At 34.5% G+C, this 13461-nt stretch carries 11 protein-coding genes and 3 pseudogenes; 13 read left to right on the top strand and 1 reads right to left on the bottom strand.

Going from position 1 to position 13461, the window contains the following annotated elements; all coding sequences use genetic code 11:
• The first annotated feature begins 2 nt into the window (after window positions 1-2).
• The 10 genes from K6959_RS11585 (at window position 3) to K6959_RS11540 (ending at window position 9293) form a co-directional block, all read left to right on the top strand.
• The gene (locus K6959_RS11585) at window positions 3-248 is read left to right on the top strand and encodes a hypothetical protein (RefSeq protein ID WP_223086559.1); all 246 of its coding nucleotides are present in this window, start codon (window positions 3-5) and stop codon (window positions 246-248) included.
• A gap of 849 nt (window positions 249-1097) precedes the next feature.
• Window positions 1098-1907 carry a hypothetical protein gene (locus K6959_RS11580; RefSeq protein ID WP_223086558.1) on the top strand — a complete coding sequence of 270 codons (810 nt, stop codon included), beginning with the start codon at window positions 1098-1100 and terminating at the stop codon, window positions 1905-1907.
• Between the two features lie 13 nt (window positions 1908-1920).
• Window positions 1921-2265: a hypothetical protein gene (locus K6959_RS11575; protein WP_223086557.1), complete on the top strand. Its 345-nt coding sequence runs from the start codon at window positions 1921-1923 to the stop codon at window positions 2263-2265.
• Window positions 2266-2408: 143 nt separating this feature from the next.
• Complete coding sequence (locus tag K6959_RS11570; RefSeq protein WP_223086555.1) at window positions 2409-2888, top strand: colicin D domain-containing protein; 480 nt, start codon at window positions 2409-2411, stop codon at window positions 2886-2888.
• 12 nt (window positions 2889-2900) lie between these two features.
• The gene (locus tag K6959_RS11565; RefSeq protein WP_223086554.1) at window positions 2901-3473 is read left to right on the top strand and encodes an Imm64 family immunity protein; all 573 of its coding nucleotides are present in this window, start codon (window positions 2901-2903) and stop codon (window positions 3471-3473) included.
• Between the two features lie 591 nt (window positions 3474-4064).
• The gene (locus tag K6959_RS11560; RefSeq protein WP_163243288.1) at window positions 4065-5144 is read left to right on the top strand and encodes an AI-2E family transporter; all 1080 of its coding nucleotides are present in this window, start codon (window positions 4065-4067) and stop codon (window positions 5142-5144) included.
• A gap of 436 nt (window positions 5145-5580) precedes the next feature.
• Window positions 5581-8214 carry an alanine--tRNA ligase gene (gene alaS / locus K6959_RS11555; protein ID WP_223086552.1) on the top strand — a complete coding sequence of 878 codons (2634 nt, stop codon included), beginning with the start codon at window positions 5581-5583 and terminating at the stop codon, window positions 8212-8214.
• Window positions 8215-8294: 80 nt separating this feature from the next.
• Window positions 8295-8561 (top strand): IreB family regulatory phosphoprotein, encoded by a 267-nt coding sequence (locus K6959_RS11550; protein WP_163243290.1) that lies wholly within the window; start codon window positions 8295-8297, stop codon window positions 8559-8561.
• A gap of 3 nt (window positions 8562-8564) precedes the next feature.
• Window positions 8565-8981 (top strand): Holliday junction resolvase RuvX, encoded by a 417-nt coding sequence (ruvX, locus tag K6959_RS11545; RefSeq protein ID WP_163243291.1) that lies wholly within the window; start codon window positions 8565-8567, stop codon window positions 8979-8981.
• Between the two features lie 15 nt (window positions 8982-8996).
• On the top strand, window positions 8997-9293 hold the full coding sequence (locus K6959_RS11540; RefSeq protein WP_163243292.1) for a DUF1292 domain-containing protein: 297 nt from the start codon (window positions 8997-8999) through the stop codon (window positions 9291-9293).
• 145 nt (window positions 9294-9438) lie between these two features.
• On the opposite strand, the pseudogene K6959_RS11535 reads toward K6959_RS11540, so the two are convergent.
• Window positions 9439-10253, bottom strand: a pseudogene (locus K6959_RS11535) (DUF368 domain-containing protein).
• 259 nt (window positions 10254-10512) lie between these two features.
• Between K6959_RS11535 and mltG the strand changes: the two are divergent.
• The 3 genes and pseudogenes from mltG to K6959_RS11520 all read left to right on the top strand — a co-directional run bounded on the left by mltG (window position 10513) and on the right by K6959_RS11520 (window position 13454).
• Window positions 10513-11601, top strand: a pseudogene (gene mltG, locus K6959_RS11530) (endolytic transglycosylase MltG).
• 271 nt (window positions 11602-11872) lie between these two features.
• Window positions 11873-12528: pseudogene (locus K6959_RS11525) on the top strand (O-methyltransferase).
• Window positions 12525-13454: a peptidase U32 family protein gene (locus K6959_RS11520; protein ID WP_163243296.1), complete on the top strand. Its 930-nt coding sequence runs from the start codon at window positions 12525-12527 to the stop codon at window positions 13452-13454. The pseudogene K6959_RS11525 and the gene K6959_RS11520 overlap by 4 nt, the downstream one beginning before the upstream one ends.
• Window positions 13455-13461: the final 7 nt, after the last annotated feature.

Genomic DNA, 13461 nt, shown 5'->3' with positions numbered 1-13461 from the left:
TTATGATTGTAAAAACAATAAGTAATAATTTTAAAAGAGATATAACTATTAATAAATTATATCCTGTTGTTTTTGGAGACATAGGGAAAAATAATAAGATAGAAGAAATCCGAATCGTCGATGATTTTGGTGGGTTGTCGGTTTATGATAGTGTTGATTTTGAAATCTATAAAGATAATTTGATTAATTATGATAGAGAGGGAAACCACTATGTATATAGTCTAATAAATACTAGCTCTTTTCTTTGAAGATTACTACAATGATGATGAAGAAAACTATAAATATGCTAAAAAAAAAGTATAGTAAATATCTTTCAAGAGGAATTGTCAGAAAAAGAGTTACTAACCTGCATTACTTCTGAAATGTATGCTGAAGAAGAAAAAAAATTACTTTTACTTGATGCAATTTCAAAAAAAAAAAACGATGACAAGTATTGAAATACTTACACAGTATTTCAATAAAAAAAAAATTGAAAGTGCAGGCTCTGAAATCATAGAATTTTTATTAACAATTTTAAAAACATATAAGAATCAAGCTGTATATGACTTATTTTTGTCTTATATTACTGATAGTACAATAGATAGTCCATCTATAAATAAAATTATCACTAATTATTTTGATGAGTATTAAACTAACATCGGGATTATCTACCTTAATAGATTTTAATGGTAAAAAAGACAACGTTAAATGGAAATACTAAACTTTATGGTGATCCTAAAAAAGCAGGTTTGGTGGCGTTTTAAAATATAGTATATTAGATGAGATAGATAGTATCTAACTGGGGAAAAGGATTATGAAGAAGCAAACGAGAATCGTTTTCAGTAGAAATTCGTAAATATAAAACACTTATTACGGATTTCTTCGAAGGTATGTATGATGATTTTGATACTTTTCGATCCTATGAGATTGATTCACAACAATTAAGAGATTTGGTTATAATGTTGAAGAAAAAAGAGAAGAGCTTAAAAAAGAACATAGGTATGAATAAAGTAGCTATACAATAAATGATAAACGAAATCCATAGAGAAGCAATCTCTATGGATTTTTTTTTTTAAAAAAAGGATAAAGCAAGGAAAAAACTAGCGCAAGTCAGTGAAATGTCAAAACTATCTCTCCGGACAGTGAAGGATACAGGAAAGCAAATCACCCAAAAAGAGCTAGAAAGAATTCGCCAGTTCATCGATACATATTCCCCATTCATCGGAAACCGCCTCATGCCTGCATATGCGACAGGTGTGGTCGGAACGCGCGGAGTGAGATTAGCTGAAGAGCAAATTTATCGGATTAGCGGGGGCAAAGTGTCGGGAGGTGTGGGTGGAACTGGTAAGAAGGCTAGTGAAGTTGGTGTAAGTGCATTTGGTGAAATGAGTTTGAGAGATGCCAAAAGATATAATCAATTTTGGGATGATGTAGTATCAGGAAAATCAGTGAACCAAAGAATGGGTTTGGATGATATGAATTTAAAAACAGTAGGGAAACAGCCATATAAATTTAGTCAATATGATCCGGATCCAGCAAAAAAAGTGTGGGGTTCAGGAAAAAATAGTCATCTTACCGAGTGGAATCAAATTATTGGTAAGTTAAAAAAAGATGGAGTAGAAGTAGTAATGAAAGAAAACGGTACAATGGGATATAGTCCTAAAACAGACTTTCGAGCTCCGCAACTAAATATTGATAATAATGCTTCATTTAGTGCTTTAATGCATGAACAACAACATTATTTAGATGATTTAGCTGATGGTTTTAGAGGGATGGAAACGTTATTTGATGAGCAATTCAGAATTCGAACAGAATTTAATGCTTATATGAGAGAAATAAAATTAGCTGAAGAAGCAGGAAACAAAGAATTAGCTAGAAAATTGTATGAAAATTTTTTAAGAGAACGAAATAATATTCTAGGAAAGTAAAAGGAGAGTTTTTATGAATCCTATAAGGACATTAAAGAATAAAATAAAGAATAATGATTATACACTTGAGGATTTAGAAAATGGTCTTAGTTACAAAAATGAATTTCTATTATATCTTATTATGTTTGAAATTGCAAAGAAAAAACTAATTTCTGATAAGATAATTGAGTCGTTAAAAGATTTAGTGAATGGTCATGAAGAAATTAGTGATAGAGGTGTTGGGAATTTTACAATGAGAGTTGTGGCATGTGCTACATTAAAGAAGCTTGGATATGAAAATGAGTATAATATAATGGAGAATGAAAAAAAAAAGTGGGTAGACGCAATTCTAAGCGATAAAGTTTGGAAAGATATATAAGAAGAATAGCATACTTGTGAAGTAAAGAAGTAGTAGGAAAGTAAACTGTAACTATTACTTCTTTTGTTTTTTTTTTCTTTAAAAAGCTAGAAAGAATTCGCCAGTTCATCGATACATATTCCCCATTCATCGGAAACCGCCTCATGCCTGCATATGCGACAGGTGTGGTCGGAACGCGCGGAGTGAGATTAGCTGAAGAGCAAATTTATCGGATTAGCGGGGGCAAAGTGTCGGCAGGTGTGGGTGGAACTGGTAAGAAGATAGCAGAAAATCAATATCAAACAATTAGTAAAGGTAGTACAGGAGCTGGAAAGTTATATAATCTACCTGAAATAAACATTAATAAAGCAAAATTACAAAAAAAATATAAACATGCTGGTGATTTTGGAATTAAAGGAAACTATAATAAGGTAAATGCAGAGTTATTTGAAAAAGAAATAATCAAACATGTAGAAAAGGCTACGAATATTTTTAAATCTAACTATCGAGGACAAGAAGTATATGTTTATATAAAAGATGGTATCGGTGTCTATACAGGTATGAAAGGTGAATTTATTAGTGGTTGGAAATTTAACCAAAAACAATTAGAATTTCATGTTGAAAATGGAATAAGAATTAAGTAATGGGGTGAAATCATGGGAAGTAATATTAGTCTAGGAATTGTTTATGCTAGTAAACAGTTAGCAAATGCCGAAAATATTACAAGAAATGTTAGTAATCTTTTCGTAAGTGATGATGGTTATATTAAATCTTTCAAATACTCTACGGACTTACAAGGTACTAAATGGAAAGAATTTAGTGGAATAAATAGTGAACTAGCGAAATCAATGTATAGTTCTTTAATTAATTCATACTATGGGAGCATAACCATCATGTCCAATTTATTTAATGAAAAGCTAAAGGAAATGGTTATTTCCATTGAGGTAACGAATGAGTATTTTGGATTTCTCGTTGACATTAAAGAGGAATTGCTTGAGGGGATAAATTTGGATGAATTAGAAGAGAATATAATTAACTTTTTTATGAAAAATTATGAATGTCTCAAATTTAATTACGCTTTTTGTGATCATGAAGCTGAAATTGAATTTTCTCCCGATGAAATAGCCCATATGACTGATGAAGTATATTCCATACTACTTTTGCAAGTGAATAACGAGTTAGTTTTAGAAAAATCTAGCTGGAAAATAGACGGATTAACAGAAAGATAATTAAATCCTTCTGTTTTATGCAATACCCAAGTTAATGGGATGGGGAAGATTCAAAATTGAAGCCCCCAATCCCCAAACTCTCCTGAAAAACATACAATTAATAAGGAAGAGTATCCTAAGCAAATGAAGTTGTCGGCATAAGGCTCGCTAGTTTTAAAGGGTAAAAGGTAGAAGGAAAAAACTAGCGCAAGTCAGTGAAATGTCAAAACTGTCTCTCCGGACAGTGAAGGATACAGGAAAGAAATTCATCCAAAAAGAGCTAGAAAAAATTCGCCAGTTCATCGATACATATTCCCTATTCATCAGAAACCCCCCCCCGTTTTGCAGTTCCTTTTGGAACAAATTTATGTCGACTTATAAAGAAGAAAGTACATACCGGATTTTATGAACTAGTATTAGATTAAGAAGTTACAATTGATGAGATTGTAGCAATTAATAAGCATTTAGCTCAAAAAATAAAGAGGTAAATGCTTATTTTTTATATAAAAATCTATTAAATATTTAGAAAAAAGACGGTTTTTTTCCTTTTTTTTTTTTTTTCGTATAAATAAGTGTTTGACACTAACAATAATAGGAAGGAGGGCTTGCGTAGTGGATATCCAAATAAAATGGTTTTACCGGCTTGGGTTTCTTCTCCTTTTGTTTATTGTGACGTTTATCTTTTGGAAGCTTCAACAAGTGTGGCTTCCAATTTTAAAAGTGACGATGACAATTTTATCACCATTTCTTATTGCAGCATTTATTACTTATTTATTAAATCCTATAATTGAAAGACTGCATGACAGCGGTTTACATAGAGGAGTCTCCGTGTTAATCATTTATTTATTGTTTTTTGGAGGAGTAGGCTATGCACTTTATAAAGGCATTCCCGTATTTATTGATGAATTAAAGGATTTATCTGAAGATGTTCCGGCTTTTGCTGAGCAATATCGAAATTGGCTCAGTAGTATTCAAAAGGAAGCTGCCGCATGGCCGAATGGGATTAAAGAACGAATTTATGATGGAATCATCGAGATGGAAAAAGCAATTGATCGTTTTTTAACAAGTATTCTAAATGGAATGTTAAATGTTTTAAATGCCTTTGTATTAATTGCTTTAATTCCTTTTATTGCTTTTTATATGCTTAAAGATTATAACGTTCTAAAAAAAGCTGTTTGGTATTTAACACCTCGTAAATGGAGGAAAGAAGGAGTTTTATTTTTACAAGATGTTGATCAATCTTTAGGAGGATATATTAGAGGACAACTTTTAGTTTGTGTGATTGTAGGTGCTTTGTCTGCTTTATTGTTATGGCTAATTGGGATGAAATACGCACTGCTCCTAGGTTTTATAATTGGTATAACAAATGTAATCCCATACTTTGGTCCTCTTATCGGTGCATTTCCAGCTGTTGTGATTGCGGCAACAACGTCAATGAAAATGGTTGTGATTACTTTAGTAATTGTATTTACTTTACAGTTTGTTGAAGGAAATATTTTATCACCGTTTATCGTAGGAAAAACGTTGCAAATGCATCCATTGTTAATTATGTTTTCTTTGCTTGCAGGCGGAGAAATTGCGGGTATTCTTGGTTTAATTCTTGCTGTTCCTGTTTTAGCCATTTTGCGGGTTGGACTTCTTCATGGGCGTGTGCATTTTGCGAAACGTAAGCGTGAGTCAGAATCAACCTAAACATTAGTCCTTTTCTCCCATGCTGGACTCCCGACTGTAAGATCGTAAAAATAAGTGCACCCAAACAATGTTTGAAGTTTCGCTTTATCGAACGACAACATTGACAAAGCCTGTTTTTCTCGCTTATAATTTCGACTAGAACAATATAATCGGAAAACAATGAAGGATTGAGTACGTTATAGTCCATTTGAGTGCATCTGCATGGAAGAGAGAGGTTTTCATAGGCTGGAAGAAACCTTAAATGAAGGATAACTGAACGCTAATCCCGAGTGCAGCTAATCCCTGCCGGCCGCCCCGTTAAGGCATTTTTGAGAAATGGATGTATTATACATCCGTAATCAGGGTGGTACCGCGGGAAAACTCTCGCCCCTGTCAGGGGGATGGGAGTTTTTTTTTTTTTTTATAAAAATTGAAATACATTATAGGAGGATTAATCATGAAGCAACTAAAAAGTGCTGAAATTCGTGCAATGTTTTTAGATTTTTTTAAAGAAAAAAATCACTCAATTGAACCTAGTTCTCCACTAGTACCTCATGAAGATCCATCGCTATTGTGGATTAATAGCGGGGTTGCAACATTAAAAAAATATTTTGACGGACGTGTAATTCCAAAAAATCCGCGGATCGCAAATGCTCAAAAGTCTATTCGAACAAATGACATTGAAAATGTAGGTAAAACGGCTCGCCATCATACGTTTTTTGAAATGCTTGGAAACTTTTCAATTGGTGACTATTTCAAAGAAGAGGCGATTGTTTGGGCTTGGGAATTTTTAACTGATAAAAAGTGGATTGGTTTCGAGGAAGAACGTTTGTCGGTAACTGTTCATCCAGAAGATGATGAAGCTTATCATATTTGGAAAACGAAAATTGGTATTCCAGAAAAGCGAATTATTCGCTTGGAAGGGAATTTTTGGGATATAGGTGAAGGTCCAAGTGGTCCAAATACAGAGATTTTCTATGATCGCGGTCCAGAGTATGGAAATGATCCGCATGACTCTGAGTTATACCCGGGAGGAGAAAATGACCGATATTTAGAAGTTTGGAACCTTGTTTTCTCGGAATTTAATCATAACCCAGATGGAACATATACTTCACTTCCTAAGAAAAATATTGATACAGGAATGGGTCTTGAGCGGATGGCATCAGTTATTCAGAACGTTCCTACAAACTATGAGACTGATTTATTTATGCCAATTATAAAAGCTATCGAATTAATAGCTGGGGAAAAATATGGCGTTGATCAAGAGAAGGATGTAGCATTTAAAGTAATTGCTGATCACATTCGGACAGTCGCTTTTGCAGTCGGCGATGGTGCGTTGCCTTCAAATGAAGGAAGAGGATACGTATTGCGCCGTCTATTGCGCCGGGCTGTTCGCTATGCAAAACATCTTAATATTAATCGTCCGTTCATGTTTGAACTCGTTCCAAAAGTCGGTGAAATCATGCATAGCTTTTACCCTGAAGTAAAAGATAAGGCAGATTTTATTCAGAAAGTGATTAAAAATGAGGAGGAACGTTTTCACGAAACGCTTCATGATGGACTTGTTAAATTAGCAAATGTGATTAGCCGTGAAAAAGCAGCAGGTAATGATACAATTCAAGGAGTTGATATTTTTCAACTTTATGATACGTACGGTTTTCCTATTGAGTTAACAGAAGAGTATGCAAAAGAAGAAGGATTGAAAGTCGATCATGCTGGTTTTGAAAAGGAGATGGAGCGTCAGCGTGAGCGAGCAAGGGCGGCGCGTCAAGAGGTTGATTCTATGCAAGTTCAAGGTGGAGTATTGGGCGAGATTATGGAAGAAAGTATGTTTGTCGGCTACGATCAACTACAAACAAAATCAAAAGTATTAGTTATTGTTAAAAATGGAAAAATAGTAAGCGAAGCAACAGAAGGAGATGAAATACAATTTATTTTAGACGTCACTCCTTTCTATGCTGAAAGCGGAGGTCAAATTGCCGATGAGGGAACAATTGAGGGAGAAGGTGTTAAAGTTTTAATTAAAGATGTTAAGAAAGCACCAAACGGACAAAATCTCCATAAAGGAATTGTTGAGTCAGGGACAATTAAAGTGAATCAGCATGTTAAAGCATCAATAAACGAATTAACGAGAGCTAAAATCACAAAAAACCATACCGCAACTCACTTGTTGCATCAAGCATTGAAAGATGTACTAGGAGATCATGTTAATCAAGCTGGTTCATCAGTTGAGCCTGATCGTCTCCGTTTTGATTTTTCTCATTTTGGACAAGTTAAACAGGAAGAGTTAGAGCAAATTGAAGCGATTGTTAATAATAAAATTTGGCAAAGTATTGATCTAAAAATCGAAAATAAATCATTGACTGATGCAAAAGCGATGGGGGCAATGGCTCTATTTGGTGAAAAATACGGTGAGATTGTGAGAGTAGTGCAAATTGACCGCTACAGTATAGAACTATGTGGTGGATGCCACGTTCCGAATACAGCAGTTATTGGTTTATTTAAAATCGTTTCAGAAGGTGGAATTGGTGCCGGAACACGTCGAATTGAAGCTGTAACAGGGGAAGCGGCATATAAGTTATTAAATGATCAAATCGGATTATTAGAAGAAGTCGCTGCAAAACTAAAAACAAATACAAAAGATGTGGTGAACCGTGTTGATAGCTTATTAATGGAAGTGAAGCAGCTGCAACGGGAAAACGATTCACTTACTGCAAAAATGATGAACGTAGAAGCCGGAAATCTTAAGGATAAAGCAAAAGCTGTGAACGGAATTACTTTTCTTGCTGAAAAAGTTCAAGCAACTGATATGAATAGTCTTCGCAATATGGCTGACGATTTAAAGCAAAAGCTAGGATCTGGAATTATCGTTCTTGGAAGTGTAAATGGAGAAAAGGTGCAGTTAATTGCTGCTGTCACGAAAGATTTAATTGCTAAAGGCTATCATGCTGGAAAAGTAATTAAAGAGGTTGCTAAACGCTGTGGCGGCGGGGGCGGTGGACGTCCTGACATGGCCCAAGCAGGTGGAAAAGACCCTAACAAGCTTGAAGAAGCGTTAAAATTTGTTGAGGATTGGATAAAATCCGTTTAATATCGTATAAAAGTAGTGTAGAATGAAGGTAACAATTAACAATAACGTTCTCTGCTTAATGAAAAAGCGAGGTGCAAGTAGTGAGTTCATATGATAAGACGATGAGATTTAACTTTTCTGAAGAACCTTTCGAGCATGACGTCAATGAAGTTTTATTGCATGTGTATAAAGCTTTGCAAGAAAAAGGCTATAACCCAATTAACCAAATTGTCGGTTATTTATTGTCAGGGGATCCTGCATATATCCCTCGTCATCAAGACGCACGCAATATTATCCGTAAGCTGGAACGGGACGAAATTATTGAAGAATTAGTAAAGTCTTATTTAAAAGAGCATCGAAAGGGGTAATCCATGCGAACGATGGGGTTAGACGTCGGCTCTAAAACAGTCGGTGTTGCACTCAGTGATGAATTGGGCTGGACAGCCCAAGGTTTAGAAACGATTCAAATTGATGAAGAAAAAAACGTATTTGGAATTGACAAAATCGGTACAATAATTAAAGAGTACGAAGTTAGTAAAATTGTTGTTGGTCTTCCTAAAAATATGAATGGGACAATCGGACCAAGAGGTGAAGCAAGTCAAAAATTTGCCGACCTTTTAGAAAAAACATTCGGCTTACCTGTCATACTGTGGGACGAGCGTTTAACAACAATGGCGGCTGAGAGAGTATTGCTTGAAGCGGATATGAGTCGTAAAAAACGCAAGAAAGTAATTGATAAAATGGCCGCGGTAATGATTTTGCAAGGATTTTTGGATAGTAAAAATTAAAATGAGGTGAATGCAATGGATAACGGAGAAAATCAAATTACCGTAATCGATGAAGAAGGAAACGAACAGTTGTATGAAATACTATTTACGTTTGACTCAGAAGAATATAATAAATCTTATGTACTATATTATCCAGTCGGTGCAGAAGAAGATGAGAATGAAGAAATTGAAATTCATGCTTCAAGTTATGTAAGCGGTGATGAAGATGATGCTCAAGGTGATTTAAAGCCGATTGAAACGGATGAAGAATGGGATATGATCGAGGAAATGCTCGAAACATTCTTAGCTCAGGAAGAAGAGGAGAATGAGTAGAAAGTTTTAGTTTTCTTTATAATCGATGAAATCAATTAAACAAAAAATCCACTGAAAAAATGAATGACTTGTCAGTGGATTTTTTTGTGATAAAAAATGGAAGAAATGATTCCGTTCCATTAATATAATCATATGAATTTTTATCTTAATGTTCTTTTTTTCCTAAGGTTACAGCTGTAAATAGTCCCAAAGCTAATGCAAGGACACTTAAAACAAGTAAAAACATATCGGCTGTAATCCCTGGATAAATTACGACGATGGAGCCTAAAACAAGTCCAATAATAACAGCATATGTAACGACACGAAACTTGCTTAATAAAAAACGAATAACTTTGCTGCTAATGATAAAACCTACAGCAACACCAGCGCCGATTACAATAAGAATCGGAAGATTAAATGTTTTAAGTGCATTGATTGCGGTCCCGTAAACCCCGATTAATAAAAGAATAAATGAACCGCTAATCCCAGGGAGCAACATTGCCATACTGCCAAGCCAGCCTGAAAAAAACAATCCAATAGCTGTTAATAAAGTTAATGACTCAATATTTAATTGAGTGTCGGGTTTTAAAAAAGCGGTGGCTCCGATTAAAATAGCAGATACGATTAAAATGCTGTAATGTTTTGCTGTAAAAGTTCGTTTTAAAATCGATCTCTTTAAGTAAATAAGGAATAATCCCTATAATCAACCCTAAGAAAAAAAAAGTGTGTAGGTTGAGGATAATTGGTAAGAAGCCAATCAATGACCCTGCTTAATAGCATAAATACGATGCCTACTCCAATCCCAAGCGGGATTAAAAACCCTAAATGCTTTTTCCACTCTTTCGTGAAAAATCCGCTTATTGCCTCAATTAAGCGATCATAAATCCCAAGAATAACAGCAATTGTGCCACCGCTTACGCCAGGAATAAGATCACTAGTTCCGATTAGCATCCCGCGAAATATATTTTTCCATTCAAACATAATGTTCCTCCATCCATTTATAAAAATATCAATTTATAGTTAAGCTAAGGTGTATATACGAATACTTTTCATTTTATATCATTATAATAAAAAATGTCGAATTTTTTCTAAAAAAGCAGTTTTATATCTTTTCGTGCTTCTATAATAAAAAGAAAATGTAGTATAATGATTCGAGATACATTGTTAGAGGGTTTTGTTAATCCCAAAAAGGAGGAGCCGGATGTCTAAAGATCCGAGGAAAGAAATGATTATGCAAAAAATGATAGAGCGGCAAAATGAAGCAAAGGTTGTCAGGAAGATCGTCTTAGTCATCTCTATTATCTTATTTATTGCGATTTTTCTTGTCGCAGGCGGTGGATATATTTATGTTAAATCTGCTTTAAAGGCTGTAGATCCGGATAATAAAAAAGAAATACCAGTAGAAATTCCGATTGGATCTTCGATTACAACGATCAGTAAAATTTTAGAAGAAAATAAAGTAATTAAAAACGCTAAAATATTCAAGCTTTACATCAAGATAAAAAATGAAGGTGATTTTCAGGCAGGTAATTATAAATTGACTCAAGCGATGACGTTGCCTGAAATTATTGATACGTTAAAAAAAGGGAAGTTAGTCGAAGAAGTTGTTTTAAAAAATACAATTCCTGAAGGAAAGCAGCTTGTTCAAATCGCTGATATTATCGCAGAAAAGACGAATCAAAAGAAAGAGGATGTTTTTAAGCAATTAAATGATCGAGCCTTTATTAAAGAAATAATGGAAGAATATTCGGATATTTTAACGGATGAAATTTTGCAAAAAGATATTAACTATCCGTTGGAAGGTTATTTATTCCCAGCTACTTACCCGTTTTATAAAGAAAATCCAAGTACTGAGGAAATTATTAAGTCAATGCTAGATAAAACAAGAGAAGTGCTTAATGACTACACTGGTCAAATGGAAGAAAAGGAATTTACACCGCATAAGCTCTTGACAATGGCGGCTCTTATAGAAGAAGAAGCGACAAAAAAAGTTGACCGAGAAAAAAATGCAAGTGTTTTTTATAATCGAATAAAGGCTGGAATGCCTTTGCAAACTGATCCAACCGTACTATATGCTTTAGGTGAGCATAAAGAACGAACTCTTTATAAAGATTTAGAGGTTGATTCACCGTATAATACGTAGAAGCATAAGGGGTTGCCGCCAGGACCAATTGCTAATGCTGGAAAGATGTCAATAGAGGCTGCATTAAATCCTGAAGAAACCGATTTCCTTTATTTCTTAGCAACCTCTAATGGTGAGGTTATTTTTACAAAAACACTTGATGAGCATAATCAAGAAAAGGCAAAACATATAACTAATAAGAAATAGAAGTGGTAATTTAAGGATTAGTTAAAAATGCTTGTAAGTCGAGCGTCGGGTAACGGCGCGAAAAACGAGTAGAACATCTAACTTTCGAGCTTACAACGGAGAATGCGAGCGTTTATCAATAGTCCATGAGGGATTAAATTAGCAATCCCTCTTTATTTATGATAAAATAACTAAGTATTCATCATAAAAATATCCGGCTAGAGCTAACATATCAATAGCTCTAGCCGAGTTTTTGTTGTTTTAATTCGTCTAGGATAGAGGTGAGGGCAGCTTGGAAGCAGAAAAGCTGCATGAATATATAAATAAATCGATTCCAGAACGGCCATCTCTTTTAATCGAGATGGAAGAGTACGCTAAAAAGAACAATGTACCAATTATGGAACTATCAAGTATGGAAGTATTACTGCAAATATTACGTATTCAACAGCCAAAGGCCGTTTTGGAAATTGGAACAGCGATTGGTTATTCAGCACTACGTATGGCTTATGCCTTACTAGATACGAAAATTGTGTCAATTGAGAGAGACGATGATCGATTTTCACTTGCTGAACAATTTATAAAAAGATCTGATAAGCAAAATCAAATTCATTTAATAAAAGGTGACGCACTTGAAACGGTGACAGCCGTTAGTCAGTTTGGATTGTTTGATGCAATTTTTATTGATGCTGCAAAAGGACAGTATAGACGCTTTTTTGAATTATATGAGAATGATTTGACACCGGATGGAATTATCATTACAGATAATGTACTTTTCAAGGGACTAGTTTATAATAGCGAGAAAATAGAAAAATAAGCGTAAGAAAAGCCTTGGTTAACAAAATTACTCAGTTTAATCAATGGCTAGTAAATAATGGTAAATATGATACAGTGATTATTCCTGTTGGTGATGGAGTAGCAATAAGTAAAAAACGGGGTGATCTGAAATGAAAAAACCTGAATTATTAGTAACTCCAACATGTGTTCATGATATTCCACTTTTAGCAGCAGCAGGTGCAGATGCTTTCGTAATCGGTGAACAGCGCTATGGATTGCGTCTTTCAGGTGAATTTAATCGTGAAGATGTTCAAAAGGCAATTGCTCTTGCCCATTCTAAAGGGAAAAAGGTTTATGTGGCGATGAATGCAATTTTTCATAACGATAAAGTCGGTGAGCTTGCCAATTATATTAAATTTCTGAAAGAAATAAAAGCAGATGCAATCATTTTTGGTGATCCAGCTGTATTAATGACAGTTCGGGAAATCGCACCTAAAATGAAGCTTCATTGGAATACAGAGACAACTGCAACGAACTGGTATACATGTAATTATTGGGGGCGCAAAGGGGCAGCACGTGCTGTATTGGCTCGTGAAATTAATATGGACGCAATGATCGAAACGAAGGAAAATGCTGAAGTTGAAATTGAAGTTCAAGTGCATGGAATGACTTGTATGTTCCAATCAAAACGCTCTCTCCTCGGAAATTATTTTGAATATCAAGGAAATGTGATGGAGATAGAGAATCGAAAGTATGAACGAAATATGTTTTTACACGATAAAGAGCGTAACAATAAATATCCAATTTTTGAAGATGAAAATGGAACTCATATTATGAGTCCAAACGATATTTGCATCATTGATGAGTTGGAAGAGCTAATTAATGCAGGAGTTGACTCATTTAAAATTGACGGTATTTTTAAAAGCAGTAAGTATTTAATCCGGGTAACTGAACTGTATCGTGAAGCAATTGATCTTTGTGTAGAAGATGCCGAAAAGTATGAAGAAAAACGAACAGAACTATTAAATGAAATAGAAAAAATTCAACCGGAGCATCGTCCGTTGGATACGGGCTTTTTCTTTAAAGAAACAGTGTATTAAACCGCTT

Origin of the sequence: Bacillus aquiflavi (assembly GCF_019915265.1) — a bacterium.
GTDB classification, from domain to species: Bacteria; Bacillota; Bacilli; order Bacillales; family Cytobacillaceae; genus Bacillus_BT; species Bacillus_BT aquiflavi.
Note: the sequence above shows the minus strand (reverse complement) of the source record. Positions and strands in the feature narration are given on the sequence as shown.

Excerpts from the sequence above, each read along its gene's own strand:
- K6959_RS11585 (WP_223086559.1), top strand. The coding sequence starts at position 3 with ATGATTGTAAAAACAATAAGTAATAATTTTAAAAGAGATATAACTATT.
- K6959_RS11580 (WP_223086558.1), top strand. The coding sequence starts at position 1,098 with ATGTCAAAACTATCTCTCCGGACAGTGAAGGATACAGGAAAGCAAATC.
- K6959_RS11575 (WP_223086557.1), top strand. The coding sequence starts at position 1,921 with ATGAATCCTATAAGGACATTAAAGAATAAAATAAAGAATAATGATTAT.
- K6959_RS11570 (WP_223086555.1), top strand. The coding sequence starts at position 2,409 with ATGCCTGCATATGCGACAGGTGTGGTCGGAACGCGCGGAGTGAGATTA.
- K6959_RS11565 (WP_223086554.1), top strand. The coding sequence starts at position 2,901 with ATGGGAAGTAATATTAGTCTAGGAATTGTTTATGCTAGTAAACAGTTA.
- alaS (WP_223086552.1), top strand. The coding sequence starts at position 5,581 with ATGAAGCAACTAAAAAGTGCTGAAATTCGTGCAATGTTTTTAGATTTT.
- ruvX (WP_163243291.1), top strand. The coding sequence starts at position 8,565 with ATGCGAACGATGGGGTTAGACGTCGGCTCTAAAACAGTCGGTGTTGCA.
- K6959_RS11540 (WP_163243292.1), top strand. The coding sequence starts at position 8,997 with ATGGATAACGGAGAAAATCAAATTACCGTAATCGATGAAGAAGGAAAC.
- K6959_RS11520 (WP_163243296.1), top strand. The coding sequence starts at position 12,525 with ATGAAAAAACCTGAATTATTAGTAACTCCAACATGTGTTCATGATATT.